This is a genomic window from Streptosporangium album (assembly GCF_014203795.1).
Classification (GTDB): domain Bacteria; phylum Actinomycetota; class Actinomycetes; order Streptosporangiales; family Streptosporangiaceae; genus Streptosporangium; species Streptosporangium album.
On sequence record NZ_JACHJU010000003.1, the window covers coordinates 814,542 to 841,210 of the forward strand.

Genomic DNA, 26,669 nt, shown 5'->3' on the forward strand with positions numbered 1-26,669 from the left:
CCCCCCGGTCCGCACCAATCACAGGGCGATTCCATACACAACTCTTACTTTCCTGAAATAGGCACGCGATTTTCCCTGTACGGCATGCATATCGAATGATCAGGCGCCACTCCGTAAATGATCAGGCGCCACTCCGTAGGGGAATCCATGGTCAGCCGAACGGGCTTCATCTGAAATACTCCCAAAGTCGCCCGGTGGAAACAAGGTGGAAACGGAGCAGGGTGATGATGACCGTGTCCTTTCGTATTCACCTTCCTACGGAGCTCAATCGATGCGCCAGCTGACCGCACTCGACGCGCAGTTCCTGCACGCCGAATCGGCGACCACCGCGGCCCACGTCGCCGGGGTCGCGATTCTCGACCCCGCCTGGGCCCCTTCGGGCGTCGTCACCCGCGAAGCGCTGATCGAGCTGATGCGCGAGCGGTTGCACCTCGCTCCCGCGCTGAGCCTGCGCCTGGCCGGTGTGCCGTTCGGCCTCGACCACCCCTACTGGACGGAGGTCCCCGGCCTCGACATCGCCGACCACATCTACGAGACGGCCCTTCCCCTGCCCGGCAACGAGGCGCAGCTCGCCGAGATGATCGCCCGGATCCACGAGCGACGGCTGGACCGGGCCCGCCCCCTGTGGGAGATGCATCTCATCCAGGGCCTGACCGGTGGACGGGCCGCCCTCTACGCCAAGGTCCACCACTGCGCCATCGACGGCGTGTCGGGCGCGGACGCCCTGGCCGCCCTGCTGGACCTCACCCCCGAGCCCCGCGTGGTCGATCCGCCCGCACCGCCTCCCGCGACCACCGCTCCCGGACCGGCCGCGATGTTCGCCTCGGCCGTGACCCGGTCGGTGACCCATCCGGCCAGAGCACTGCGCTCGCTGGCCAGAATGGTGGGCGATCTCGACGTGATCCCGGTAGCCGCCGCCCTTCCAGGGGCCCGGGCGATGGCGGCGGCCACCCGGACGATCTGGAGGGACACCGAGCAGGCGCCGGCGATGCCTTCCCTGACCGCACCGCGCACGCCGTTCAACGGCCCGATCACCGCCGAGCGGCGTTTCTCCTACGGCTCGATCCCGCTCGCGGACGTCAAACGGGTCGCCAAGACCTTCGGGATCAGCGTCAACGACGTGGTCATGACGCTGTGCGCCTCGGCGCTCCGTTCCTGGCTGCGCGAGCGTGACGCCCTGCCGGACCAGCCGCTGATCGCCGCCGTCCCGGTGGCGGTCCGCACGGCCGACGCCCAGGACACGGTCGGCAACCGGCTCTCCGTCATGGTCACCCCGATGCCGACCGACCTGGCCTGTCCCCTCGACCGGCTCCGGGTGATGGGGCAGACGATGCGCACGGCCAAGCGGCGTTTCGCCGGCTCCCCCGCCACCTGGTTGAACGAGCTGTCGGCGGTGTTCCCCGCAGCCGTCACCGCGCTGGCGACCTCCGCCGTCTTCCGGCTCGCCTCGGTCGTGCTGCCACCGATCAACCTGATCATCTCGAACGTCCCGGGGCCACAGCTCCCGCTCTATCTCTGCGGAGCCCGGGTGCTCGGCTACTACCCGATGTCGGTGCTGACCGACCTGAGCGGCGGGCTCAACATCACCTGCTTCTCCTACGACGGCTCACTGGACTTCGGCATCCTCGCCTGCCCCGGCCGGGTGGAGGACGTGTGGCGGATGATGGGTCACCTGCAGGAGGCGATGGAGGAGTTGATGGAGCTGGCCGCCCCCGCTCCGAGCCGGGAGGCCCGGGAAGCGGTCGGCGCCTGAGCGAGGCTCACCCCAGGGCGTGGGCGATCAGTTCGGCGACCGCGTCGGGATCGATGTGGTGACCGGTGAGCTGGCAGAGGTTCTCCTGGTAGAGCAGCACCGCGGCGAAGGTCACCGCGGCCACCTCCAGCCGGGCGGCGTCGCCGCGCGTCGTGGGCAGCGCCAGCTCCAGCGCGAACCGGGCCCGCCGGATGATCTCGCCGTTCAGCCGGCCGAGCCGCTCACGGACCGAACCGTGCGTGTCGGCCTCACGGAACAGGATGCGGCGCATCGCCGGGGAGGCGCTGAGCGGCAGGCGGCGCGCCAGCCGCGACAGGGTGCCCGCGGCGTCCCCGGGAACGGCCTCCACCTCGGGAGACTCCTCCACCAGCGTGCGCTCGTCGACCAGCGTGACCAGCACGTCCATCTTCTTCGGGAAGTAGTGGAAGACGAGCCCCTTGGGCACGCCGGCCAGCCGGGCGATCTCCGCCGTCGGAGTCGCCTCGTAACCACCCCCGGCGAACAGCTCCTCGGCGGCGTCAAGAATGCGCGTGCGCGCGTCGGAGTCAGAGGTGTCGCGTGTGCGCCTGGACGTACCGGAGCGCTGTCTGAGGCTGCTCACAGCCCTGACCATAGCCTCTGACCGGGCCGGATTCCCCTGCCGTCACGGAGAGAATGCCGTATGCGCGCCGGTATCGGGGACGGGGCGGCCGTGGTGAGATCCCCGCCGCCGCCACGACGGCGGCCCGGCCGTCACCGAGAGGCTGGGGAAGCAGCGGATTACCCGGCAAATAGGGTAATGATTATGAGTCTTTCCGAGCTGAACCTCTTCCCGCTCTGCCTGGGTGGCAACGTATTTGGCTGGACCGCGGACCGCGACGCCTCGTTCGCCGTCCTGGACGCCTACGCCGAGGCGGGCGGCAACTTCGTCGACACCGCCGACGTCTACTCCGAGTGGGCCCCCGGGCACTCCGGAGGAGAGTCGGAGACGGCCCTCGGCGAGTGGATGGCCTCCCGCGGCAACCGCGACCAGATCGTGGTGGCCACCAAGGTCGGTGCGCTGAGCAGCCGTCCCGGGCTGTCCGAGGCCAACATCCGCGCGGCCGTCGAGGACTCGCTGCGGCGGCTGCGGACCGATCACATCGACCTGTACTGGGCGCACATCGACGACGCGGAGACGCCGCTGGAGGAGACCCTCGGCGCGTTCGACTCCCTGATCCGCGAGGGCAAGGTGCGCAACATCGGGGCGTCCAACTACGGCCCCGAGCGGCTGGCCGAGGCGCTGGCGATCTCCGACCGGGACGGCCTGGCCCGGTACGGCGTGCTGCAGCAGCGCTACAACCTGATGGAGCGCGGCTACGAGGGCGCGCTGCGCGACGTGGTCGTCACGGAAGGGCTGACCAGCACGCCGTACCACGGCCTGGCCAGCGGTTTCCTGACCGGCAAGTATCAGCCGGGGGTCGAGGTGGACAGCCCCCGCGCGGAGCGGGCGTCGACCTACCTGACGACCGAGCGCGGGCCGCGGGTGCTGGAGGTCCTCGCCAAGGTGGCCGCCTCCCACGGCGTGGCCTCCCCGGCCGTCGCGCTCGCCTGGCTGGCCGCCCAGCCCACGGTGGCCACGCCGATCGCCAGCGCCCGCAACGTCGAGCAGCTCACGCCGCTGCTCGCGGTCGCCGACCTGACGCTGACCGACGACGAGCTGGCCCTGCTGGACGAGGCGTCCCGCTAGAAACCGCGGGGCCCGGCCGGACGACGGCCGGGCCCCTGACCGGTTCAGTGCTGGGTGGCCTTCTCCGCGCCGATGCCGGTGAGGGAGCGGACCTCGATCTCGGCGTACTTCTCGGCGTTGTACTCCTTGCTGAGCCGGGCGCCGATGAACCCGGCCAGGAAGCCGATCGGGATCGAGACGAGACCGGGGTTGCTCAGCGGGAACCAGGCGAAGTTCGCGCCCGGGATCAGCGAGGTGGCGCTGCCCGACACGACCGGCGAGAAGATCACCAGGATCAGCGCGGAGACCAGGCCGCCGTAGATGGCCGAGACGGCGCCCGTGGTGTTGAACCGCTTCCAGAACAGGCTGTAGAGGATCGCCGGCAGGTTTCCGGAGGCGGCGACCGCGAAGGCCAGCGCGACCAGGAAGGCCACGTTCTGGCCCTGGGCGAGGATGCCGAGCCCGATGGCGACCGCGCCGATGACGAAGGCGGAGATCCTGGCGACCAGGACCTCCTGCCTGTCGGTGACGTTGCCGCGCTTGAACACGTGGGCGTAGAGGTCGTGGGCGAAGCTGGAGGAGGAGGCCAGGGTCAGACCGGCGACGACCGCCAGGATCGTGGCGAAGGCGACCGCCGCGATGACGGCCAGCAGGATCGTGCCGCCCACCTCGCCGAAGATGGCCGTGCCGACCGCCTCGGCGAGCTGCGGCGCGGCGGTGTTGCCCGCCTTGTCCTGCGCCAGGATCGCCTTGCCGCCGACCAGGGCCGCGGCGCCGAAGCCCAGCACGAGGGTGAGCAGGTAGAAGACGCCGATGATGCCGATGCCCCACAGGACCGACTTGCGGGCCTCCTTCGCGGTGGGGACCGTGTAGAAGCGGATCAGGATGTGCGGCAGGCCCGCGGTGCCGAGCACCAGCGCCAGCCCCAGGCTGATCAGGTCGAGCTTGCCCGCCAGGCCCTGGACCGCGGTGCCGTACTTCAGGCCCGGGTTGAGGAACGCGTCGCCCTTGCCGCTCTGCGCGGCGGCCTCGCCGAGCAGGGCCGAGAGGTTGAACCCGTACTTGCCGAGCACCAGCAGGGTGATCAGGGTCGCGCCGGTCATCAGCAGCACGGCCTTGACGATCTGCACCCAGGTGGTGCCCTTCATGCCGCCGACGACCACATAGACGATCATCAGCAGGCCGACGCCGACGATGGTGAGCGCCTTGCCCGTGGGAGAGGTGATGCCGAGCAGCAGGCCGACGAGCGCGCCCGCGCCGACCATCTGGGCCAGCAGGTAGAAGATCGACACGACGATGGTGGAGACGCCCGCCGCGGTGCGGACCGGCCGGGGGCTCATCCGGAAGGCCAGGACGTCGGCCATGGTGAACTTGCCGGAGTTGCGCATCAGCTCGGCGACCAGCAGCAGCGCCACCAGCCAGGCGACCAGGAAGCCGATCGAGTACAGGAAGCCGTCATACCCCGACAGGGCGATGATCCCGGCGATGCCCAGGAAGCTCGCCGCCGACATGTAGTCGCCGCCGATCGCCAGGCCGTTCTGCGCGCCGCTGAAGGACCGGCCGCCGGCGTAGAAGTCGGCGGCGTCCTTGTTGCTGCGGCTCGCCTTGAAGGTGATGCCCAGCGTTATCGCGACGAACAGCAGGAACAGGATCGTGGACAGCGTCTGGTGGCTCATTCGGTCCTCCCCTCGACCTCGTGGCGGATCTCGTCGGCCACCGGGTCGAGCTTCTTCTCGGCGTATCGGGAGTAGGCCCAGGCGATCAGGAACGTCGACACGAACTGGAGCAGGCCGAAGATCAGCGCCACGTTGATGTTGCCGAGCACCTTGATGCTCATGAAGTCGCGCGCCCACGCGGACAGCACCACGTAGAGCAGGTACCACGCCAGGAAAGCCGCGGTCATCGGGAACGCCCAGGACCGGAAACGCCGCTTCAGCTCCTGGAATCTCTCCTCGCCCTGGATCTGTTCATAAACCGAGGCGTCATGTTGCCTGGTGGTCACGGGACCTCCCACGGATGTGATCTGGATCACGGCCAACGTAGGAGGGGAAGATACCCCGCGAGGAGGCCCAGAGGCGGACGCTTCGCCCAGGCGGCTCCGGCTCGCGGTCAGTTGAACCCGGCTTGCGGTGAAAGGTCCGTCCCACGCGGTGAACGGTCACCCCGTCCGGGACGTGGCCCGATCAGGTGGGCCGTGCTCCTGGCTGATGGAGGAGTCGCCGGAACCGGCTCCGGGGAGCCGACCGTGGCGATGAGCGCGTCGCGCATCCCGGCGCCGTGCTCTCGGGGAGATCGGGGATGATGAGGTTCCGGCAGCCGGAATCGGCGTGTCGTCGCAGCTCGGAATGGGTATGCGGCCATGACCGACGGTCTGCGCATGGTCGACCGAGGGGAAGGGGACGGCCTTGAAGGATGAGACGGCCAAGCTGACGGGCCTGCTGTACGAAGTCGGACTGCTCAAGCGTTACAAGCGCACGGGCTGGCTGGTCGCGGGCGTACGCGATCCCGAGAGCATCGCCGACCACTCGTTCCGGACGGCGGTCATCGCGAGCGTGATCGCGACCCTGGAAGGCGGGAGCCCGGAACGCGCCGCGTTCATGAGCCTGTTCCACGACTCCCAGGAGACGCGGATCACTGACATTCCCTACCTCGCCAAGCGCTACCTCAAGGCGGCGTCCAACGAGGAGGTGACCGCCGAGCAGATGCGGGGCATCCCCTCCCCCGTCGCCGACGTCATCATCGGCGCGGTCGGCGAATACGAGGAGAAGGTCAGCCTGGAGGCCCGGTGCGCCCGCGACGCCGACAAGCTGGAGTGCCTCATCCAGGCCGTCGAGTATCGCGAGCAGGGCCACCAGAACGTCCAGCCGTGGATCGACAGCTCCCTGGCCGCCCTGCAGACCGCCTCGGCGAAGCGCCTCGCGGACGAGGCGCTCCGTACGGGCTCACTGGAATGGCTGGGCCACGTCATCAACGGAGCCCCGGGCCTCTGACCTGCGGATCCGGCGGGCTATGCGGTGCTACGCCGGCGCTACGCCTAGACTCCGCATCCGTGTCGAGTAACCGGACCGTCCGCATGCTGGTGGGGGTCTTCGCGGGCATGGCCCTCGGCCTGGTCGAGCTGGCCTTCCTCTGCCTGGCCTGGCCGGCGTCGGTGATCCCGGTCGCCCGGCCCGCCGCCGACCGGATCGCCGTCCGGCTGGTGGCGATGGAACGGGTCCGGCTGGCGGCCTGGCTCGGCCACGACACGGCCCAGGCGGGCGGCTACGGATTCCTCGCCGCCCGCGCCGCGCTCGGCGTGTTCGGCGGGTATGTCTGCGTGGCGGGCCTGTTCGTCAGCGGCCTCTTCCTTTTCGGGGGGCTGTGGGATCTGATGGCGGGCAAGTACGACCCGGTGCCGCTGGAGTTCCCCGGGGTGAAGCTGACCACCAGCGGCTGGGCACTCGGCCTGACGGTCGGAGTGTTCCTGCTCGCTCTGGTCGCCCTGTGGATCCTCGCGGTCGGCGCCGTCGAGCGGCGCCTGGCCGCCCACTTCCTCGGGCCGGACAGGCAGGAGCTGATGAGCAGACGCATCACCGAGCTGACCGCGAGCCGCTCGGGCATCGTGCGGGCCGTCGACGACGAGCGGCGCAGGATCGAACGCGACCTGCACGACGGCGTGCAGCAGCGGGGGGTGGCGCTGGCCATGCTGCTGGGCCGCGCCCGGCACAGCCCCGACCAGGACAAGACCGCCGCGCTGGTGGACCAGGCCTACACCGAGTCGCGCCAGCTGCTCGACGAGCTGCGCAGTGTGGCCTGGCGGATCTACCCGACCGCGCTCGACGAGCTGGGGCTGCGCGCCGCGCTCGCGGGGGTCGCCGAACGGTCGAGCGTGCCGGTGACCGTGCACTACGGGCTGGCCGGGCGTCCCGTCTCCGAGGTCGAGACGGCCCTCTACTTCGTGGCCCGCGAGGCGATCACCAACGCGGTCAAGCACGCGGGAGCGCATGACATTCTGGTCGTCCTGGCCGAGGACGAGCGGATGGTGAGCGTGGCGATCTCAGACGACGGTGGGGGCGGCGCCGACCTGTCGGGGGGAGGGCTCTCCGGGCTGGCCAGGCGTGTCCTGGCGCTCGACGGCGGCTTCACCGTCGACAGCCCCGTGGGAGGCCCCACCAAGGTCACCGCGACGCTGCCCAAGGCGGCGCCGTGCGACTGATTCTGGCCGACGACTCGGTGCTGCTCCGAGAAGGCCTGAGCCGGCTGCTCGACGACGCCGGCCACGACGTCGCCGCCGCGGTAGGTGACGCGCGGGCGCTGCTCGACGCCGTCGAGCGGCACCGGCCCGACGTGGCAGTCGTCGACGTACGCATGCCGCCGACGCACACCGACGAGGGGCTGCGGGCGGCGCTGGAGATCCGTGAGCGCCACCCGGACGTCGGTGTGCTCGTCCTGTCGCAGTACGTGGAGAAGACCTACGCGGCCACGCTCCTGTCCGGGACCACCGAAGGCCTGGGCTACCTGCTCAAGGACCGGGTCTCGGAGGTGGCCGACTTTCTCGACTCGCTCGAACGCGTGCGCGCGGGCGGGACGGTGTTCGACCCCGAGGTGGTCCGCCAGTTGCTCGCCCGCACCACGCGCACCGACCCGCTGAGCAGGCTGAGCGGGCGGGAGACGGAGGTGCTGCAGCACCTCGCGCAGGGTTTCGTCAACGCGGCGATCGCCGAACGCCTCCATGTGTCGCTGAGCACCGTCGAAAAACACGTCAACGCCATCGTGGACAAGCTCGACCTGCCCCGCGATCCCGGCTACAGCCGCAGGGTCCTGGCCATCCTGCGCTATCTGGACGGCTGATTCCCCGATCCGCCGGAGCCACGGGCTATCCGGCGTCGCGGACGAGAAGGGCGATCTGCACCCGGTTCGTCAGCCCGAGTTTGGCGAGCGAACGGCTGACGTGCGCCTGGACCGTCGTCTCGCTCATGACGAGCTCGCGGGCGATCTCGGCGTTGGCCAGCCCGCTGCCGGACATGGCCGTCGTGCCGCCCCGCGGGGCGGCATTCCTGACGGTGACCTCCAGGGCGGCGGGCAGATGCCGCACCGTCACCTGGGTGACCACCGGACGTTGGTGAGCGCCTCCTGGACGACCCGGTAGGCGGCGTGCTCCACCATCGCGGGCAGGCCGCCCACCACGCCCTCGTCCCGCCGTTCGACGGGAACGCCGACGGATCTCGACTCGCCCAGCAGCCAGTCGAGATCGGCCAGCGTCGGTTGCGGCGCACGGGGCGCCTCTTGGGTCCACAGGCTCCCCGCTCGGCACGGGCGGCCTGCAGGTTCATCGAACACCTCCGACGTGGGACATGTGCGTCGCCCCGGGAACGGCTCGACGGCGTCCCCCGGAGGCGAAGGGCCGGCTCGGGCGTTCGGGTGCGCGCGGACGGTGTTCAACGACGGGCTTGCGCACACGCCAAGACGCCCGCGAACAGGGCTTGCCGTACATCTCCGACGGCGGGCTGTCCAAAGCCGCACGTGCGGCAGGCGGGAATCTCCGTCCTTTAGGCGGAGTGGATGTCAAAGTGCTTCCACATACCCCCAGCTGCCCGCATGACGGGCGAAGCGGCTGTGCTCGTCCAGCTGCCCGGCGTTCCCATGGTCGAGATAGTGGGCGCGGAAGCGCACGGTTCCCTCGGTGTGGAAAGCACTACCGCCGGTCGTCTCGAGGACCTCCAGGCGCACCCACCGCAGCGACCTGTCGAGGTCGACGCGCGGCGGGCGCGTCGCCGGATGCCAGGTGCGGAGGAGATAGCCGTCGTCGCCGATGCTGAAGGCGCTGAACCGTGAGCGCATGAGCAGCTCCGCGGTGGACGCGGCGGTCTCTCCCCGGTGCAGCCGCCCGCAGCAGTCCCGGTAGGACGCGGGCAGCCCGCACGGGCACGGAGCGGCGTCGACAGCGGCAGGAAGGCTTCGAGAACGTGCGTTACGTCGGGGCACCTCCCCATTGTGCCTGGTGACGAGAACCGGACCCGAACGACGGCCCCACGCGCGGTGCCTGACGCACCGCCCCCATCTCCCCACACGGCGCGGCCCGGCTGCGCCGCACCACTGAATCGCGGCTACCGGACCCCGGACGGTGTCGGCCGGCGTCCGAGGAATGCCACGAGCCGGTCCACAGCCGATGCGTGCTCATCGACCGGAACGATCTCGCCGAAGGGTAGCTTCTCGCCCCGATACTCCGGCGGGAGGGTGGCTTCCGCCCGAGCCAGAGTTTCCGCCGCCTCCTGCTCGGTGAAGGGAATCGGCTGCCCGGTGGCGACCGCCAGATCCCAGCCATGGGTCAGATACTCCATGACTGTCATGTTGAACGCCTTTTCTCCGGGCATCTTGCCGCTCGTGACGGCGATCTGGCGATCGAGGCCGTACTTCTCCCACCCGGCAACGAGGCTAGCCGCGGTGGTCCGGAACTCGCGGGCCGGGTCGGCGCCACACACGTAGGTCGAGGCGTCGCCCTCGTAGGACCGGCCGTGACAGCCCGCCTCGAACACCAGGAGCCACCCGACGATGTGATTGAGCAGAGCCTGAACATCGTAGTCGTCACACGGCGTCGGGAGGCTGAGTTGGTCGGCGCCGACGCCCTCGATGACATCGCCGGTTTTGGACATAATTCCCGTAAGAAGATCGACTTCATGCATGGCCTGAGTCTAGGAACGGCCCGCGGGCACGGTCTTGAAGAAAAACGACACCGCGACTCCTTTATTGTGGTTCCGTGGCTCGCCCAACCGAGCGGGACACCCGCGGCATCGTCGACCCCCGCGCCGGGTTCGAACGCTTCACGCTGACCCGGCACGAGCCCTCGCCGGACCTGGCCTGGGCCGTGGATCGCTACTGGTCCGTGCGCTGGGACCTGCGAGACGGCGACTCATACGAGCAACGCGTGATCCTTCACCCCGCCGTACACCTGGTGTTCGAGGTCGGCGCCGCTACGGTCGAAGCCATTTCGCCACACGATTTCGCGCGACGGCTGGAGCGCCGCGGCCAGGCATTCGGCGTCAAATTCCGGCCAGCCGGTTTCCGGCCGTTCCTGGGTGGCGCGGTGTCGGCCATCGCCGGACGGCGATTCGTCGCATCGGTCGTGTTCGGCGCGGAGGTCGATGAGATTTCCCGCATCCTGGGCGTGACCGACGACGTGAACGCGCTAACAGACGTCGTCGAGACCTTCCTCCGCCGCCTCGACACGCAGCCGCTACCGATGACCGCGACCATGAACGCCGTGGTCGACCTCATCGTCGCCGACAAGTCGCTGACTCGTGTCGGCGATCTCGCAAGGCGGCTGGGAATCAACCCGCGGAGGCTGCAGAGGCTCTTCGCCGACCATGTCGGGCTCGGCCCGAAGTGGGTCATCAACCGGTGCCGGATCCACGAGGCCGCAGACGTGGCGATCCGCGGGGCGTCCATCGACTGGGCGAGGTTGGCCGCCGAGCTCGGCTACAGCGACCAGTCTCACCTCGTCCGCGACTTCACCGCCACCGTGGGCACCTCTCCAGACCAATACAACCGCCAAGCCGCCCGTCCTCGGTGGAGGTGACGCCTTCGGTCAGGGTCAGGCGGTCACGGACAGGGCTCCAGCTCTCCGAAGTCGGCCAGCGAGCCGTTGAACAGGAAGTCGGAGGTCTGCGTCATGGCGATCACGATCAGATTCCGCTCGGGGTGGTTGAACCACGAGGTGCCGTAGCCGCCGTCCCAGCCGTAGCGACCGGGAACGGACGAGATCTCGTCCGGCGCGGTGGCGACGGCCATGTCGTACCCCCAGCCGCGCCCGGCGCGCACGGGATCGTTCACCGCCATCTGTTCCGGTGTCAGGTGGTTGGTCGTCATCAGCTCGACCGAATTCTCCGACAGGAGCCGCGCACCCTCGTGGACCCCCTTGTTGAACAGCAGCCGGGAGAACGTCAGGTAGTCGTCGACGGTTGAGAGCAGACCTCCCGCGCCGGAGGGGAACACCGGCGGCCTGGTCCACTCGCTCGGGGCGGACAGCGTCTGCAACTCCAGCTTCCCGGTCTGGAAGTCCGTCATGTAGTAGTCCGGCAGCCGGCCGGTGTGTTCGGCGGGCAGCGAGAAACCCGTCTCCCTCATGCTCAGCGGCTCGAAGACGCGGGTCCGGAGGAAGTCCTCAAGCGGCTGGCCGGAGGCGCGCGCGACCAGGACGCCCAGCACGAGCGAGGCGACGTTGTACTGCCATCTCTCGCCGGGCTGGTGCATCAGCGGCAGCGTCCCGAAACGCCTGATCCACTCGTCCGGGTCGTGAGGTGTGCGCGGGTCCGGCGGCCCGGTGACGAGCCCCAGCTCGTTGGCCGCGTTGACGACCGGGTACGGCGGGTCGAAGGTGGGCTCGAACAGGATGCCGTACCCCATGCGGAAGGTCAGCAGGTCCTCGACCGTGATCGGGCGGTCGGCGGGAACGGTGTCGTCGAGCGGGCCGTCGAGGCGCCTGAGCACCCTGCGGTCGGCCAGTTCGGGAAGCAGCCGGTCCACCGGTCCGTCCAGCTCCAGCCTGCCGTCCTCGGCCAGCATCATCGTCGCGTCCAGCGCGGTGACGCTCTCACCGAACCGGAAGGTCACCGCCAGATCCCGCAGGTGATACTTCAACGCCTCCACGATCTCCAGATCACAGAAGTCCAGCATCCGCTCCCGCCGCTCCACCACCGTCACCTTCGTGCCCAGCGCGGCGAACATCGAGGCGTACTCGATACCGATGACCCCCGCCCCGACCACCACCATCGAGTCCGGCACATCCTGAAGGTGCAGGATGCCGTCCGAATCGATGATGGTGCGCTCATCGAACTCCACCGTCTCGGGACGGGCCGGCCGGGTGCCCGCCGCAATGATGATCTTCTCCGCGGTGACCTTCACCTCATGACCGCTCTCATCGACCACACCGACGGTGTGCGCGTCGACGAAATGCCCCAGGCCGTGCAGCAACGCCACGTGGTTGCGCGCCAGCTGGCTACGGATCACATCGACCTCACGGCCGATCACATGCTGCGTGCGGATCCCCAGATCAGCCGCCGCGATCTCGTCCTTCGCCCGATAGCTCTGGCCGCAGAACACCTCTAAAGGAAATAGGTTCGAGACACCAACCTGGAGCTCCAGGAACGGGTGCACCCGCAGCCCAATCCACCCTCTATGCCGCTGAGCTGGCGACTCTTCCCCACGGCAGGGACACAGCAGACCAACACCGGTTCCAGGATCTGGAGCCTGAGCCATGATCGGCGAGGAGTTTCATTACAGGGTCAAGGGCCAAGGCCGCGTAGTTAAAGGCTTGGGAGCTGTGTCAACGGCGGCTCTCCGGCCGGTCGCAGCCAGCACCGCCGACACGCATGGTCATAGACGGGCACCGGTTGCCACCGGATAGCTGCGGTTGCTGTCGGACGGGTTCCCTCGACAGTGACCGTTCCGTTCACCGGTGCGACATCGTTGCACCTCCTCCTGGGGATCATCCGGCCTACGTCGCGGGCGTCAAGGCCAAGCCGCTTCGCAGTCGGCATACCGAGCCTTGACCCCCAACCTCTTCGACCTCGGACTCTGGAGCGGAGGAATGCCGGAAGAATGGGGTTGAAGATCATGAGTTCGCTATCAGATTTGCTAACGCCGAGCTTGGACTCCAGTGGACAACACCCGGAGAAGCTGATCAGTTCAACAAGGATCGACTCACCCACCTCGGCGGTCCGAGGCAGAGCCTTTCTCGAAGATCAGCAAGTCAATGAGAAAGGTCCGTGAGGTCCCAGATTCGGATGCTGCCGTCGTTGCCGCCGGAGACCGCGATTGGTTTGCCTTTGAGCATGGTCACCGCGACCCCGCTGACGGCACCGTCGTGGCCGGAGAAGGGAGGCAGGAGCGGTTTCATCGTCTGCGGGTCCCACACGATCACCGTGCCGTCGTCCTGCCCGGTCACCAGCACCGTCCGGGATCCGACGCGCGTGACGGCCATGGCGGTGGAGCGGATGCTCAGAGCCTTGCCATACGGCTCGCCCGTCGTGGCGTCCCACAAGCGGATGCTGCCCCATTCAGGGGCATATCTGCGCAGGAAGAAGACGATGGTCTTACCGTCGACCTGCCCGATCGCCAGGGATTTGGCCTGGCCTCCGCTAGTGATCGGCTTGCCGATCGGTTGGCCGGTGGCCTGGTCCCATAGCTTTATCTGACGGCCGGAGGCGGTGGCGATGACCCGGCTGCCAACCGCGACGGCATCCACTCCCGTCGCGGTGACCTGGCGGAGAAGGTTTCCCGTCGACAGATCCCAGAGTTCGGCTTCGCCGTCCCGCGTTGCGCTGGCCACGACGGAGCCATCCGCCGAGAGCGGGGCAGGTCCGTTGTCGGATGCGACGAAGATCCCTGTCTTGTCCACCCGTTTGCCCGTCGCCGCATCGCGGGCCACCAGCCCATGCTCAATATCCGCGTAGACGATGACCGGCTTGCCGTCCCGCGTGGCCGTGGTCATGGGCGCGTACTCGATACACGAGCAGGAGACGGGTGCACGGAATGGCTTGTGGGTGGCCAGATCCCACATGCGGATCGTGTTGTCCCTGCCTGCAGTCACGGCCATGGCCTTGCCCCGGACCTTGGTCACCGCGAGTGTTTCGACGCCCCCGCCGTAACCGAAGAACGGCTTGCCGAGTTGGCTGCCCGTGCGCAGGTCCCAGATCGTCAGAGTCCCGTCGGGATCGCCGATGACCAGGATCGGCGTGGTGCCGTACTTGCCCACCGCCGCTACGTAATCCAGGAGATCGTCGCTGTCCCAGCCTTGGCCGATGACTTTGCCGGTGGCTAGGTCGGCGACCCGCAGGGTGCTATCCCCGCCCAAGATCGTGACCGTTCTTCCGTCGAGCTCGCTCAACTCGACGGGGAAGAACTCACCCTTGTGCTTCACCTCGGTGACAGCGCCAGTGGCCAGGTCCCAGCGTTCCATGCGGCCGTAGAAATCGCCGTCGGTACCGGTGACGACCGCGACGCCACCCTGGATGGCGATGCTGCTGATGTAATCAATCGATGTCACCTTGGCGGTGGCCAGAGCCTTGCCCGTCTTCAGGTCCCACGAACGGAGAACCTTATCCGCGTCCCCGGTGACGGCTATGGTCGTCCCGCCCAGTTGCCCGATCGCCCCGGCCCTGGGTTCGGCCTCATGCCCCTTCAGCGGGGCGCCGACCGCGGAGCCGGTGGTCAGGTTCCAGAGCTGGAGCTCGTCATACTCGCCTTCGGTCAGCGCGACATGCTGACCGTCGTGGGAGCCAACGGCCAGCAGATTGGTATCAAGGGTTTGGGGCATGATCGGTGGGGTCAACGGGCGGCGCGTGCCGAGGTCCCACGCGCGCAGGGTGCCACCGCTCACGACCGCGATGTCCTTGCCGTCCCAGTGGTGCAGCTCGACGTGGTACACGCCGCCCTGACCCGCGGGGATGGGCTCGCCGATGAGCTTGCGCGTGGCGGGATCCCAGACGCGAAGCAGGTCGTCGCTGCCACCCGTGACGATCACCGGCTTGCCGTTCACCGAACCAACCGCCGGGGAGACAATCCCGTTGCTATGCCCGTACATGGCAGGCCCAAGCTGACGGCCGGGCACGGGCGCCGCATGCGCGGTGATCTCCGGGATCGCAGGGGACGATGGGGTGGGTGCGGTGCGAGGATCCGCGCTGCAAGCGCCGACAAGGGTGAGCAACCCAAGCGCAATCGTAAGCGCCTTGAACGATGCCACCCGAACCCTCCCCGCGATGGCATATCAACGCCTATGGCCATCTATCGGCCCATCTTCCCGTATAGCGACTAGATGATCAATGAGTCATTGTCAGCAACCGGCGTTCACGCTGGGTGACAGCTGCTTGTGAGCTTGCTCCCGGTGGAAGAGGACGAGCGCCGCGGCGACGATACCGCCGATCTTCCAAGGGCACTTGCTGACGTTCCGCAGTGCCTTGAACCGCATCTTGAGCTGGGCGTTCGCTCGTTCGGCGAGGGCTCGGAGCGCACCGTGGACCTTGTTGTACTGGATCTGATCGTCGGTGAGTGTGCCACCCCGAGACCTCTTGTACGGCAGGCGAAACCCCATACCCGCATCGACGTAGCCGAGGTCGGCCAACGTGATCAGCCCGTCCTCGGCGGCCTTGGCCAGCGGGTCGAGGAGGCCGTGCAGGCGGGCACAGGTGAGATCGTGTTCACGGCCGGGCCGTACCTCAGAAGTCCACAGCGGGTCGCCGCCGGGGCTGGACAGGACCTGAATGTTGCCGCCGTGCTGCTTGTGTTCTCCACTCCACCACAGGTCGGCGCCGTTCGGGCCCAGGGCGCGGCAGCGGTCGGTTTCGATCAGCGTGCCATCCAGATGCAGGTGGGTGTAGCCGGCGGCCTTCGCCGCCGTGAGCGCCTCCTGTAGCGTCGGCGCCTGGGCCTTCAATACGGTGACCCCTTCTTCGACGTACCGATCACAGGTCGCGTGCGAGATGGCGTTATCGGCGGCCGGCCGGGCGATCCGAGCGCCGTCCACCAGCCAGCGGATGATCAGAACGGCCTGCTTGAACTCGCCCAGCGCCCGAGTGCCCGCGCGGGTGCGGCGCCGTACCCGCTCGGCGCGCAACAGCCCGGCCAGAAACAGCACAACCTCGCGCGGCATGTCCAACTCGGCTGTGTAGGTGATACTGGAGGTCACGTGAAGCCCTTGTGTGCGGTGCGGTGGATCCTTCGACAAGACCCACCCCTACCAGGGGCTTCACGCTTTTCTCTACTTGATCACTCCCACGCCCGCCGTGATCGGCTACACACGGTCATCGACCGTTGCTGACAACGTCTCACCGAACTCGCCGACACGTTCGCTGTGATCAAGGTGGAGAAACTCTCCATTCTCAACATGGTCAAATCCGCCAAGGGCACGATCGAAGCCCCGGGCAGGAACGTCGCCCAAAAGGCGGGGCTGAACCGGTCGATCAGCGGCGAGGCGTGGGGCCGGACCGTCACCCTGCTCGAATACAAGAGTGCCGACCGGGGCGGACAGGTCGTCAAGGTTCCCGCCCCGGGCACCTCACAGACGTGCCACCGATGCGGTCACCGTGATGCGGCCGGCCGCAACAGAACCGTGTTCGCTTGTACCGACCCCGCGTGCGGTTGGGTCGGCCATGCCGATACCAATGCCGCGATCAATATCAAGAACGCCGTCGGAATGCCGGTGTCAGGGCGTGGAGACCTCGGGGTTACCCGGTCGGTGAAGCGTCAACCCCCGCGCGCCGCTTAACCGCGACGCGACGGGAGAGTCTCCGGCCTTCAGGCCGGGGAGGAGTTCAACCGTACATGCCGCGCTGGTTGAGGCCTGTCAGGTGGATGACGGCCTCACGCAGGGTCTTGGAGGGGATCGTGCCGGTGTTGATGCAGACGCCACCGATCATGTTACGGCGCTCGACCACCGCGACCCGTCGTTCGAGCTTCGCCGCGGCGATCGCGGCCTTCTGATCGCCCGGCCCGGAATCCAGGATGAGAACATCGAAGTCCCACCTGGACCCCAGCGTGACTGCCAGGGGCTTCCTCAGCCAGGCCCATGACGATCCGCTGCAGGCCGGATCAGGAGGAGCGGGGCCGCCAGTCTCCCCGGTCGAGGTCGAGGGTCTCGGGGGTGTGCAGGCGGACCATGGTGCGGGCCACGCCGGGCGGGATGCGGGCCGGGGTGAGCAGGGAGACCACGATCATGACGGCGAAGGCGACCGGCACCGTCCAGGCCGCGGGCTGGGCGAGCAGGGCTCCGGCCAGGCCGGTGTACGGTCCCCCGACGATGGTCGCCAGGACCGCGCCGCAGGCCAGCCCGCCCCCGGCGAGCAGCCCGGCCATCGCTCCGGTGGACGTCAGCCGCCGCCACCAGATGCCCAGCACCAGCAGCGGGCAGAAGGAGGACGCCGCCACCGCGAACGCCAGCCCCACCACGTCGGCGACCGGCAGCGAACGGGCCGAGGTGGCCAGCACGAGTGGCACCGTCACCGCCAACATGGCCGCCGTCCGGAACGAGCGCACCCCGCCCCTGAGAATGTCCTGCCCGATGACACCCGCCACCGAGACCGTCAGCCCGGAAGAGGTGGACAGGAACGCCGCGAACGCCCCCGCCGTCACCAACGAGGTCAGCAGGTCCCCCGCCACTCCCCCGACCAGCCGCCCGGGCAGCGTCAGCACCACCATGTCGCTGCCCCGCAGCTCCGGCAGGTAGATCCGGCCCAGCGCGCCGTAGATGGCCGGCAGCAGGTAGAAGGCGCCGAGCAGGGACAGGACCACCAGTGTCGTACGGCGCGCGGCCCGGCCGTCGGGGTTGGTGTAGAAGCGGACCAGCACGTGCGGCAGGCCCATGGTGCCCAGGAACGTCGCCAGGATCAGCGAGTAGGTCGAGTAGAGGCCGTACTCCTTGCCGCTGGCCAGCGGCAGCGCCCAGGTGGCCGTGTCGTGCGCGCTCAGCCCGGGGGCACCTCCCGAGCGCCAGGCCAGCAGCAGGAACACCAGCGGCACGGCCAGCGCGGTGAGCTTGAGCCAGTACTGGAAGGCCTGCACGAACGTGATCGACCGCATGCCGCCGGACATCACGTTCACCGCGACCACGGCCGCCACCAGCAGTCCCCCGGCCCAGTCCGGGGCACCGGTGATGGCCCCCAGCACCAGGCCGGCGCTCTGGAACTGCGGCATGAGGTACAGCCAGCCGATCAGCACGACCAGCACGCCGGCCAGCCGGCGCACGGCCATCGACTCCAGCCGCGCCTCGGCGAAGTCGGGCAGCGTGTAGGCGCCCGAGCGGCGCAGGGGCGCGGAGACCAGGACGAGCAGCACCAGGTAGCCGCCGGTCCAGCCGACCGGTAGCCAGAGCATGTCGGCGCCGTAGGCGAGGATCAGCCCGGCGATGCCCAGGAAGCTCGCCGCCGACAGATACTCCCCGCCGATGGCGGAGGCGTTCCACAGCGGGGAGACGGTGCGGGAGGCCACGTAGAAGTCGGAGGTCGTGCGCGACAGGCGGATGCCGAACGCCCCGATCAGCACCGCCGCCAGGACCACCAGCACGACCGCGGTCACGTCGTACGCGGTGTTCACCGGGCTCGGTCCACCAGTTCGGAGAAGTGACGCTCGTTCCGTTCGGCCTGCCGTACGTAGAGCCAGGCGCCGATCACGAACGCCGGGTAGATCAGACCGGCCAGCACCACCCACGGCAGGGGGATGCCGACCAGCCGTACCTCACGCAGCTCCGGCACGAGCAGGAACAGCACCGGCAGGCCGCCGACCACGCAACCGAGCACGGTGCAGACGAACAGGGCGAGCCGGAACTGGGTGCGGATCAGCGAGCCCATGTAGACCTCGCCCAGCCGGGTCTGCTCGTCGATCTCGCGGGTCACCGGGTAGCGGGGATGGCGGGTGGCCGTGGTGCGGGGGCTGGTGACGACCTCGCGGCGCGGCCGGTCCCCCCGGTCGGTCTCCCTGCGTGGCCGCTCCACCGCGCGGGCGAGGCGGTCGGTCATCCGCCGGCGCGGCTCGGTCTCCTCGGAGGGCTCGGGCTCCTGTCCCTCCCCGCTCATTCGGACCGTCCCTTACGCGCCCGGCGGACCAGCAGGTCACGCAGCTCACGGGTGTGGCGGCGGCTGACCGGGATCTCGCTCTCGCCGATCCGGACGACGCAGCGGCCCGAGTCGATGTGCAACTCGTCGATGTGCTTGACGGCGACCAGGTGGCTGCGGTGCACCCGGATGAACCCTGCCGAGGCCCAGCGCTCCTCCAGCATGGCCAGCGAGATGCGGACCAGGTGACTGCCCCCCGCGGTGTGCAGGCGCGCGTAGTCGCCCTGCGCCTCGACGTAGCGGACCTCGGTGCTGGCCACGAACCTGGTGACGCCGCCGAGTTCCACCGGGATGGTGCCCGGATCGGTGCGGCCCGCGGCGTCGTTCTCCGGCAGCTCGGCCGAGACGCACACCCGCCGGATGGCCTCGGCCAGCCGTTCCGGCCGGACCGGTTTGAGCAGGTAGTCCTCAGCCTTGAGCTCGAAGGCGTCCACGGCGTGTTCCTCGTAGGCGGTCACGAACACCACTCGGGGCGGGTTGGCGAACTGCGACAGCAGCCGGCCGAGCACCACCCCGTCCAGACCCCGCATCCGGATGTCGAGAAAGACCGCGTCGATCGGCCGTCCCTCGGCGATCGCCCGGTCCAGGACGCGCAGCGCGGCGGCCCCGTCCCTGGCCAGGGAGACCTCGCCGATGCGGGGGTCCTCACGCAGCAGGTAGGCCAGGTCTTCCAGGGCGGGGAGCTCGTCGTCCACCGCCAGGACGCGCAGGCCGGTCACGGTCACTCCTCCAGTTCGCTCACGCGGGAATCTCTAGAGGGTGATGAATCAGACATCAAGTGTCAATAGTTCCGGAGCCGTCGAGGGTGTTGATCAGCACTCGATAGCGCCACAGCACTCGGCAGAGCGGCACCATGAGGACGAGCATCACGGACCCGCTGATCACGAAGACGGTGCGCAGCCCGAACGCCTCCGCCAGCAGGCCGCCGCCCAGTGCGCCCACCGGGATCAGACCCCACAGCAGGGTACGGATCACCCCCAGGACCCGGCCGAACAGGGCCGCCGGCACCAGAGCCTGCCGGACCGACATGATCAGGACGTTCCAGACCAGGAGCGATCCACCGACGGCCGCGGAGGCGGCCACGAGCATCACCGTGGACGGGAAGATCCCGATGAGTGTGAACCCCAGCCCGGAAACGGACATCGCGACCGCCATCACGGCCGCGCGCGGCCACCGGCGCACCAGGATCGGCGCGGCCAGGCCACCCACCACTCCTCCGGCCCCCGAGGCCAGCGCGAACCAGCCGAAAGCCGCGGCGGGCAGCCGCAGCACCTCCACGACGAACAGCACCAGCACCGCCATCGCCGCCTGGTTCATCCCCGCCGAGAGCGTGCCGATCAGGGTGATGCCCCGGAGCGGCCGGTGGTTCCAGAGCCAGCGCACCCCCTCGCCGATCTCCCGGCGCAGGTTGGCGGGCCGTCCGGGGACCGCTTCGGTGCGGTAGGCGCCCGGCAGCAGCAGCAGGAGCGCCCCGGCGAGCAGGAAGCCCGCCGAGTTCGCCAGGAACGGGAGCGCGGCGGCGACCACGAACAGCGCGCTGCCCACCGGGGCGCCGAGGAAGCCGTCGGTGACGACCGAGGCCGCCTCGACCCGGCCGTTGGCCTTCTCCAGCTGGTCGCGCCGCACCAGGGCGGGCAGCAGGGAGTGGACCGCGTTGTCGTAGAGCGTCTCGACGGTGCCGAGCGCGAACGCGGCCACGTAGAGCATCCACATGGCGGCGTGGCCGGTCAGCACCGCCGCCGTCAGCAGCCCGACCACGACGGTCCTGACGAACTGGGCGACGATCATCGCCTTGCGGCGGTCCAGCCGGTCCACCAGCGCGCCGCTGACGATCGCGAACAGCACCCAGGGCAGGAAGGTGAGCGACGAGAGCGCCGCGACGAGCACCGGGTCGCGGGTCAGGGTCACCGCCAGCAGCGGCAGCGCGATCCGGCCGATGCCGTCTCCCAGGTTGGACACTGTGCTGGAGGTGAACAGCAGCCAGAACTTCCGCCCGAGCCCCGCGGACGCCGGGCCCGGGGACTCCGGAGAACCGGCCGGGCCGTCCGGGGGTGTCCGGGGTCCGGCGCCTCCCTCTACCGGATCGGTGGAACGCGCGGGGGTGCTGCTCAAGGGTCCTCCGTGGGGGTCACGTCCCGGGGAGAGGAGAGGAGTGAGGCGTTCCCCGGCCGCCCTGACGCCGAGAGCAAGAGGCTCGGCAAGATCCTCTGAAATATAGACCCCGCGGACCCGGAGCCCGGTCCGGGGAGGCACCCCGGTGGGCGGGGAGGTCCGGCGTCAGTGCGCGGAGACTCCGGGGTGATATTTCGGCAGGCGGACGCTGACCCTGGTGCCCGCCCCCTTCCCCGTCTCGGCCACCAGGCCGTACTCGTCGCCGTAGACCTGGCGCAGCCGCTCGTCCACGTTGGCCAGCCCCACTCCCCCGGCCCCGGAGCGCTCGTCGGCGTGGCCGGCCAGGATGCGGCGCAGACGGTCCGGCTCCATGCCGACGCCGTCGTCTTCCACGCTGATCCGGCACTCGGCGCCCGCGTCCTCGGCGATGATCGAGATGCGGCCGGTGCCGGGTTTGCTCTCCAGGCCGTGCTGGACGGCGTTCTCCACCAGCGGCTGCAGGCATAGGAACGGCACGGCGACCGGCAGCACCTCCGGGGCGATCCGCAGGGTCACGTGGAGCTGGTCGCCGAAACGGGCGCGTTCCAGGGTGAGGTAGCGGTCGATGGAGCGCAGTTCCTCGGCCAGTGTGGTGAACTCACCGTGCCTGCGGAAGGAATAGCGGGTGAAGTCGGCGAAGTCCAGCAGCAGCTCGCGGGACCGGTCGGGGTCGGAGCGGACGAAGCTCGCGATGGTCGTGAGCGAGTTGTAGATGAAGTGCGGGGAGATCTGCGCCCGCAGTGCCCGGACCTCGGCCTCCATCAGCCTCGTCCTGGACCGGTCGAGCTCGGCCAGCTCCAGTTGGGAGTCCACCCAGCTCGCGACCTCGTGGGTGGCCCGCACCAGGCCCGCCGAGGCGTGCCCGCCGTAGGCGGCGAGCGAGCCGACCACCCGGCCGTCGGTGGTCAGCGGCACCACGACCGCGAACCTGATCGGGCACTCGGGGATGTCGCACGAGACGACCTCCGGGCCGAGGACCTGGGTCCGGCCACCCGCGAGGGTCTTGGCGGCATGGGTGAACGTCTCCCTGGCGTGGTGGTCGCCCTCACCGTCGTAGACCAGCAGCCGCTCCCCGTCGGTGATCGCCAGCGCCGGAGAACCGAGCAGCTCGCGCAGGTGCCGGGACGCCTTCTGGGTGCCCGCCTCGGTCAGCCCGGCCCGCAGCGGCGGCGCGGCGAGCGAGGCGGTGTGCAGGGTCTCGAACGTGGCCCGCTCGGCCGGGCTGGTACCCAGCTCCCGCCTGCCGCGCAGCACCCGCCACAGGACCAGGGCGGGGATGCCCAGCAGGGCGGCGACCAACAGCAGGGCGACGAGGGGTTCCACGCCCCGGACCCTATCCGTCCAGGTCCGTGAGCGTCTCATCGGCGAACGGGCAACCGCCGGCCGTGGAGGAGGGCATGGGGCGGACTCGGAGGCACCGAATCATATTCTGGCCATTTGGCGCGGCCACCTCTTGCCAGTGAGCCCTTCGCGAAATTACGGTCAGGACCGTTAATAAGCGAGGAGACATCGTGAGACTTCGTCTGGCGGCCGTTGCCGCCGCCCTCTTGCTCATCCCTGCCCCCGCCCTGACCGGGCATGCCGCCGCGGCGGGGCCGCCGGCCGGTTGCGGCTTCCAGAACCTCGGGGCGATGCCGCTCACCGGCGCCACCACCGCGGGTGCCGCGCTCGACGCCACGTATCCGGGCGGGCCGCGCGTCTACTCGGTGACCTCCAGCGCGTCCGGCCCGGCGCTGCTGGGCGTCAGGAACGCACTCGACGGCACGCTGATCGCCGAGCGGCCGCTGGCACTGGCACTTGGCTCGTGGGCGGTCACCGTCGCCCCCGACCACTCGGTCTACGTGGGCTCCTACAACGCCGCCGCAGGCGCGATGGGCCGTCTGTTCCGCTACGTCCCGGGCACCGACCAGGTGATCGAGGCGGGCATCGCCGTACCCGGGGAGACCTTCGTGTGGACGGTGGAGGCCGGCCCGGACGGCAGGTCCGTCTACGGCGGCACCTCCCCAACGGGGAGGCTGTTCCGCTACGACGTGGACAGCGGGCAGACCACCGACCTGGGCAGCCCGATCCCCGGCCAGCAGTACGTCCGCGACCTGGCGATCGACGACGACGGCACGATCTACGCGGGCATCGGCTCGCAGGCCATGAAGATCGCGGTGGTCGGGCCCGACGGCGTCACCAAGAAGATCATCGACGCGCCGATCGAGGGCGACGGCTACGCCTACGACCTCGACCTGGCCGGGCGCTACCTGCTGGTGCGGTTCGTCACCACGACGGCGACCAACCCCATGGGGATCTACGATCTGAAGAAGGGCCGCTGGACGCGGGTCGTCGACGACGTCGACAGCCTGACCGTGGGCGGCGGTGTGCGCGGACACGAGGCCTACCTCTTCCAGAACGACGAGCTGGTCAAGGTCGATCTGAAGAAGGGCGGGGTCAAGAAGCTGGGCTTCACCGACTTCGGCGGCGGCGCGGCCCGCACGCTCGGCTGGATCGGCCACACGCTGGTCGGCACCGCCTCGACCGGCAAGCTGTGGACCTACGACCGCAAGCGCGGCAAGGCCACGACGTTCGAGTCGACGCTGACCGGGCAGCCGGTCAGCGTCCGGTCGATGGGCGTCGGTCCCGACGGCCGCGTCTACGGGGGCGGTTTCTTCACCGGTGGCCTGGCCGCCTACGACACCGCGACCGGCCAGACGCAGTTCTGGCCGAACGTCGGCCAGAGCGAGGGCATCGTCACCCACAAGGGCAGGCTGTACCTCGGCGTCTACCCCGGCGCGCGGATCTACGAGTTCGACGGCGCCGAACCCAAGCTGCTGCTCAGCCTGACCGAACAGGAGCAGGACCGTCCGTTCGCGATGGTCTCGGCGGGCGACCTGCTGGCCTTCGGCACCGTGCCCAAGACCGGCGCGGCGGGCGGCGCGCTCGGTCTCTACGACCCCGCGACCGGCCGCACGGTGATCAGGCGGAACATCGTCCCGAACCACAGCGTCATCGGCCTGGCCTACCGCGACGGCGTCGTCTACGGCGCGACCTCCGCTTTCGGCGGGCTGGGCCGGCCGCTCGACACCGCCGCCTACGTGTTCGCCTACGACATCGCGACCGACACCGTGAAGTGGAAGAGCGCGCCCGTGCCCGGTGACCTGGCACTCGGCTCGATCACCTTCGACGAGACCGGCCATCTGTGGGGCATGACGCCCGACGCGCTGTTCGAGATGGACCCGGCGACCGGGCAGACGCTGCGGACGGCCAAGCACCAGGTGTACCCCTGGTCCAGCCAGACGCAGGTCTGGCTGGACACCGACATCGAGGTCGACGCGGGCGTGATCTGGGCCAAGGCCCAGGGCAAGGTCTACAAGGTCGACCGGACGACGCTGGCCTTCAGCCTGATCGCCCGGCCGATCTCCCTGATGGTGAAGGCCCCCGACGGGCACCTCTACCTGTCCCGCAACGAGAACTTCTCCACTTACCGGATCTGCGGCTCGTAGCGCAGGAGCTTCGGCCCCTCGGCGAAGTAGACGTCCCCGGACCTGTGCACCGCGAGCTGGTGCACAGGTCCTTCCTTCAGTACGGTGTGCCGCCCCGTCAGCGGGCTGAGCGAGAACACCGAGGAACCCGCGTGCGTGCCGTACAGGGTGAGGTCGCGGGGGTTGTAGACGAGCTGCCCGCCGGCGCTCTTACTGTCTGACAGGGTGACCCGGGAGACGACCTTGCGCAGCGTCGGGCTGACCGCGAACACCTCGCCGCCGGCGATCCCCCACAGCCGGCCGAGGGGGTCGAAGGTCAGCCCGGAGACGGCGGGCTTGCCCGGCGCGGGCGTCATCTCCCACAGCAGCCGGTTCTCCCGGACGGACCAGGCGAACAGCTTCGCCTCCGGCTGCGTCGGCGGGGTCGCCGTCTGGCCGCTGTAGATCGAGGTGCCGCCGTAGACGACGCCGTCGCGGTAGGCCAGCGAGACGATGGACTGGTCCTTGACCACGTTACGCCGGGCGGTCTTCAGCACGCCCTCGTCCGGGTCCCAGAGGGCGAACACACCGCCGAGCTGGCCGAGGTCGGGCATGGTGCCGACGGCGAGGTATTTCCCGGCCGAGACCATCGCGCGGGGCCTGATCTGCTTGTCGGCGGCGAAGTCGAAGAGCCTGGCGGGGTTGGGCGCGGGCCCGGGTTCGGGGCTGGGCGAGTATTCGGTGCTGTTCCACGGCAGCTTGGGGTCGTAGGAGTAGACGCGGGCCTCCGGGTAGGCGCCGACGTACAGCCTGCCCTTGTGCGAGACCATGTCCTCGCTCTGGGAGAAGGTGTGGAACTCCCGCGTCTGCCCGGTCTCCGGATCGACCGCGGCGAAGCCGCCGTTGAGGAAGCCTCCGGCGTACACGCGGTGGTCGGGGCCCTCGGACAGGGCGGTGATGTCGATCGGCTCGCCGCGCACGGCGGTCTGCACGAACGACTTGGCGCCGGTCTGCGGGTTGTAGCGGAACATCAGACCCCGCCAGAGCATCCCGACGACGCTCTTACCCGGGTAGTCGGGCAGGCCCAGCTCGGCCCAGCCGATGCCGCGCGAGTTGGCCACCCGGCCGGTGATCGGCACGCCGGTGCCGGTGACGGCATGGGTGCGCGGGTCGTAGCCGACGAGCTCACCCGACTTGATCAGGTAGACCCGGCCCTGCTCGTCGGGCAGGGAGACGTCGAGGCCGTGGACGGCGTCGAGCTTGTCGACCCACGCGCCCGCGGCGATGTCCCACACGTGCAGCGGTCCCGGGCTCGCACCGCCGAACCGCACGTACAGGTAGCCGTCGGCGGCGTTGACGTCGTAGGCCCACTGACCGGCCGGGTTGAAGCCGTCGGGCAGCGGCAGCTGCCTGGAGGCGCCACTGGCGGCGTCCACCTCGAACAGGGCCGCCGGAGCCTCGGTGCCCGCGTAGATCTTGCCGCCCGCCGTGGAGACGCTGCGGACGTAGGCGTGGGTGGGGGACAGCTTGCCGTAGTCCCGCACGCCGGTGGCGGGATCGTAGCCGAACAGCCGCCCGCCGGGCGAGGTGCCGCCGTAGACGGTGGCGCCCTGACCGGGGGCGACGCTCCAGATGAAGTTGTCCGAGGCGACCGGACGGCCGAGGTCGCGCACGCCGTCCCGCTCGGTCCAGCGGTAGAGGCGGCCGTCGCCGTAGCCGCCGACGTAGACGCTCCCGTCGGGAGTGACGTCGACGGCCCAGGAGCCGCCCGCGCCCGGCAGGTCGTAGCGGGCCACCTCGGCTCCGGTCGCCGGGTCGATCGCGTTGAGGTGGGCGGGGGTGCCCGATGAGACCGCCCACAGCACGGTCGCGCCACCGGGTCCGGGGGCGACGACACCGCCGATGAGCAGGACGTCCTGCAGCGGCACGCCAAGCTCGGTGATCTTGCCGCGGGTGCTGGCCTCGGCGGGTCCCTGGAACACCGGCACGAGGGATGCCGCGACGATGATCGCTAATAATTTTCTAATTAGGGTCATGACCGGAAACCTAAA

Annotated in this window: 25 protein-coding genes; 8 read left to right on the top strand and 17 right to left on the bottom strand. The window is 69.4% G+C overall.

Going from position 1 to position 26,669, the window contains the following annotated elements; all coding sequences use genetic code 11:
• Positions 1 to 271: 271 nt before the first annotated feature.
• The gene (locus tag FHR32_RS33660) at positions 272 to 1,753 is read left to right on the top strand and encodes a WS/DGAT/MGAT family O-acyltransferase (RefSeq protein WP_184758522.1); all 1,482 of its coding nucleotides are present in this window, start codon (positions 272 to 274) and stop codon (positions 1,751 to 1,753) included.
• A 7-nt stretch (positions 1,754 to 1,760) separates the two neighbouring features.
• Here FHR32_RS33660 and FHR32_RS33665 read toward each other — a convergent pair whose 3' ends face one another.
• Positions 1,761 to 2,354, bottom strand: coding sequence for a TetR/AcrR family transcriptional regulator (locus tag FHR32_RS33665; RefSeq protein ID WP_184758523.1), 594 nt, complete (start codon positions 2,352 to 2,354; stop codon positions 1,761 to 1,763).
• A gap of 183 nt (positions 2,355 to 2,537) precedes the next feature.
• On the opposite strand from FHR32_RS33665, the gene FHR32_RS33670 reads away from it, so the two are divergent.
• Positions 2,538 to 3,461 (top strand): aldo/keto reductase, encoded by a 924-nt coding sequence (locus FHR32_RS33670; RefSeq protein WP_184758524.1) that lies wholly within the window; start codon positions 2,538 to 2,540, stop codon positions 3,459 to 3,461.
• Between the two features lie 44 nt (positions 3,462 to 3,505).
• On the opposite strand, the gene FHR32_RS33675 is transcribed toward FHR32_RS33670, so the two are convergent.
• Both FHR32_RS33675 and FHR32_RS46260 read right to left on the bottom strand, forming a co-directional pair.
• Positions 3,506 to 5,116 (bottom strand): monocarboxylic acid transporter, encoded by a 1,611-nt coding sequence (locus tag FHR32_RS33675; RefSeq protein ID WP_184758525.1) that lies wholly within the window; start codon positions 5,114 to 5,116, stop codon positions 3,506 to 3,508.
• The gene (locus FHR32_RS46260; protein ID WP_184758526.1) at positions 5,113 to 5,442 is read right to left on the bottom strand and encodes a DUF485 domain-containing protein; all 330 of its coding nucleotides are present in this window, start codon (positions 5,440 to 5,442) and stop codon (positions 5,113 to 5,115) included. Before FHR32_RS46260 ends, FHR32_RS33675 begins: the two co-directional genes overlap by 4 nt.
• Positions 5,443 to 5,845: 403 nt before the next feature.
• Between FHR32_RS46260 and FHR32_RS33685 the strand changes: the two genes are divergently transcribed.
• Genes FHR32_RS33685 through FHR32_RS33695 form a run of 3 tightly spaced genes read left to right on the top strand, consistent with a single transcriptional unit; the run spans position 5,846 to position 8,270 of the window.
• On the top strand, positions 5,846 to 6,430 hold the full coding sequence (locus FHR32_RS33685) for an HD domain-containing protein (RefSeq protein WP_184758527.1): 585 nt from the start codon (positions 5,846 to 5,848) through the stop codon (positions 6,428 to 6,430).
• 59 nt (positions 6,431 to 6,489) lie between these two features.
• On the top strand, positions 6,490 to 7,635 hold the full coding sequence (locus FHR32_RS33690) for a sensor histidine kinase (protein ID WP_312882816.1): 1,146 nt from the start codon (positions 6,490 to 6,492) through the stop codon (positions 7,633 to 7,635).
• Positions 7,626 to 8,270 (top strand): response regulator transcription factor, encoded by a 645-nt coding sequence (locus FHR32_RS33695; protein ID WP_184758528.1) that lies wholly within the window; start codon positions 7,626 to 7,628, stop codon positions 8,268 to 8,270. Before FHR32_RS33690 ends, FHR32_RS33695 begins: the two co-directional genes overlap by 10 nt.
• A 25-nt stretch (positions 8,271 to 8,295) precedes the next feature.
• Here FHR32_RS33695 and FHR32_RS47405 read toward each other — a convergent pair whose 3' ends face one another.
• The 4 genes from FHR32_RS47405 to FHR32_RS33715 all read right to left on the bottom strand — a co-directional run bounded on the left by FHR32_RS47405 (position 8,296) and on the right by FHR32_RS33715 (position 10,102).
• Positions 8,296 to 8,532, bottom strand: coding sequence for a response regulator transcription factor (locus FHR32_RS47405; protein WP_376773423.1), 237 nt, complete (start codon positions 8,530 to 8,532; stop codon positions 8,296 to 8,298).
• Positions 8,517 to 8,759: a hypothetical protein gene (locus tag FHR32_RS33705; protein WP_184758529.1), complete on the bottom strand. Its 243-nt coding sequence runs from the start codon at positions 8,757 to 8,759 to the stop codon at positions 8,517 to 8,519. The genes FHR32_RS47405 and FHR32_RS33705 overlap by 16 nt, the downstream gene beginning before the upstream one ends.
• A gap of 225 nt (positions 8,760 to 8,984) precedes the next feature.
• Positions 8,985 to 9,404 (bottom strand): YchJ family protein, encoded by a 420-nt coding sequence (locus FHR32_RS33710; RefSeq protein ID WP_184758530.1) that lies wholly within the window; start codon positions 9,402 to 9,404, stop codon positions 8,985 to 8,987.
• A 122-nt stretch (positions 9,405 to 9,526) separates the two neighbouring features.
• Entirely contained in the window at positions 9,527 to 10,102 is a 576-nt protein-coding gene (locus FHR32_RS33715; RefSeq protein ID WP_184758531.1) for a TIGR03086 family metal-binding protein, read from the bottom strand.
• 74 nt (positions 10,103 to 10,176) lie between these two features.
• Between FHR32_RS33715 and FHR32_RS33720 the strand changes: the two genes are divergently transcribed.
• Positions 10,177 to 10,995: an AraC family transcriptional regulator gene (locus FHR32_RS33720; RefSeq protein ID WP_184758532.1), complete on the top strand. Its 819-nt coding sequence runs from the start codon at positions 10,177 to 10,179 to the stop codon at positions 10,993 to 10,995.
• A gap of 23 nt (positions 10,996 to 11,018) precedes the next feature.
• Here FHR32_RS33720 and FHR32_RS33725 read toward each other — a convergent pair whose 3' ends face one another.
• The 3 genes from FHR32_RS33725 to FHR32_RS33735 form a co-directional block, all read right to left on the bottom strand.
• A complete protein-coding gene (locus FHR32_RS33725; RefSeq protein ID WP_312882817.1) occupies positions 11,019 to 12,518 on the bottom strand; it encodes a serine hydrolase in 1,500 nt (499 codons plus the stop codon).
• A gap of 649 nt (positions 12,519 to 13,167) precedes the next feature.
• The gene (locus tag FHR32_RS46865) at positions 13,168 to 15,159 is read right to left on the bottom strand and encodes a WD40 repeat domain-containing protein (RefSeq protein ID WP_184758534.1); all 1,992 of its coding nucleotides are present in this window, start codon (positions 15,157 to 15,159) and stop codon (positions 13,168 to 13,170) included.
• A 90-nt stretch (positions 15,160 to 15,249) separates the two neighbouring features.
• On the bottom strand, positions 15,250 to 16,065 hold the full coding sequence (locus tag FHR32_RS33735) for an HARBI1 family protein (RefSeq protein ID WP_184756280.1): 816 nt from the start codon (positions 16,063 to 16,065) through the stop codon (positions 15,250 to 15,252).
• Between the two features lie 201 nt (positions 16,066 to 16,266).
• On the opposite strand from FHR32_RS33735, the gene FHR32_RS33740 reads away from it, so the two are divergent.
• Entirely contained in the window at positions 16,267 to 16,680 is a 414-nt protein-coding gene (locus tag FHR32_RS33740; protein ID WP_184758535.1) for a zinc ribbon domain-containing protein, read from the top strand.
• Between the two features lie 46 nt (positions 16,681 to 16,726).
• On the opposite strand, the gene FHR32_RS46270 is transcribed toward FHR32_RS33740, so the two are convergent.
• From FHR32_RS46270 to FHR32_RS33770, 6 genes are all read right to left on the bottom strand, one after another.
• Positions 16,727 to 16,849 (bottom strand): hypothetical protein, encoded by a 123-nt coding sequence (locus FHR32_RS46270; RefSeq protein ID WP_281391113.1) that lies wholly within the window; start codon positions 16,847 to 16,849, stop codon positions 16,727 to 16,729.
• A 154-nt stretch (positions 16,850 to 17,003) separates the two neighbouring features.
• Complete coding sequence (locus FHR32_RS33750; protein WP_184758536.1) at positions 17,004 to 18,503, bottom strand: sodium/solute symporter; 1,500 nt, start codon at positions 18,501 to 18,503, stop codon at positions 17,004 to 17,006.
• Positions 18,500 to 18,982: a hypothetical protein gene (locus FHR32_RS33755; protein WP_246468087.1), complete on the bottom strand. Its 483-nt coding sequence runs from the start codon at positions 18,980 to 18,982 to the stop codon at positions 18,500 to 18,502. Before FHR32_RS33755 ends, FHR32_RS33750 begins: the two co-directional genes overlap by 4 nt.
• Positions 18,979 to 19,740, bottom strand: a complete 762-nt coding sequence (locus tag FHR32_RS33760) for a LytR/AlgR family response regulator transcription factor (protein ID WP_184758537.1) — start codon at positions 19,738 to 19,740, stop codon at positions 18,979 to 18,981. The genes FHR32_RS33755 and FHR32_RS33760 overlap by 4 nt, the downstream gene beginning before the upstream one ends.
• Before the next feature lie 55 nt (positions 19,741 to 19,795).
• Complete coding sequence (locus FHR32_RS33765; RefSeq protein WP_184758538.1) at positions 19,796 to 21,133, bottom strand: MFS transporter; 1,338 nt, start codon at positions 21,131 to 21,133, stop codon at positions 19,796 to 19,798.
• 165 nt (positions 21,134 to 21,298) lie between these two features.
• Positions 21,299 to 22,495 (bottom strand): sensor histidine kinase, encoded by a 1,197-nt coding sequence (locus FHR32_RS33770; RefSeq protein WP_312882818.1) that lies wholly within the window; start codon positions 22,493 to 22,495, stop codon positions 21,299 to 21,301.
• A gap of 188 nt (positions 22,496 to 22,683) precedes the next feature.
• Here FHR32_RS33770 and FHR32_RS46870 point away from each other — a divergent pair, with 188 nt between their 5' ends.
• Positions 22,684 to 24,660: a PQQ-binding-like beta-propeller repeat protein gene (locus tag FHR32_RS46870; protein ID WP_184758540.1), complete on the top strand. Its 1,977-nt coding sequence runs from the start codon at positions 22,684 to 22,686 to the stop codon at positions 24,658 to 24,660.
• Here the strand turns inward: FHR32_RS46870 and FHR32_RS33780 are convergent.
• Positions 24,639 to 26,654 carry a PQQ-binding-like beta-propeller repeat protein gene (locus tag FHR32_RS33780; protein WP_184758541.1) on the bottom strand — a complete coding sequence of 672 codons (2,016 nt, stop codon included), beginning with the start codon at positions 26,652 to 26,654 and terminating at the stop codon, positions 24,639 to 24,641. The two genes, FHR32_RS46870 and FHR32_RS33780, sit on opposite strands and share 22 nt — an antisense overlap.
• Positions 26,655 to 26,669 lie beyond the last annotated feature (15 nt).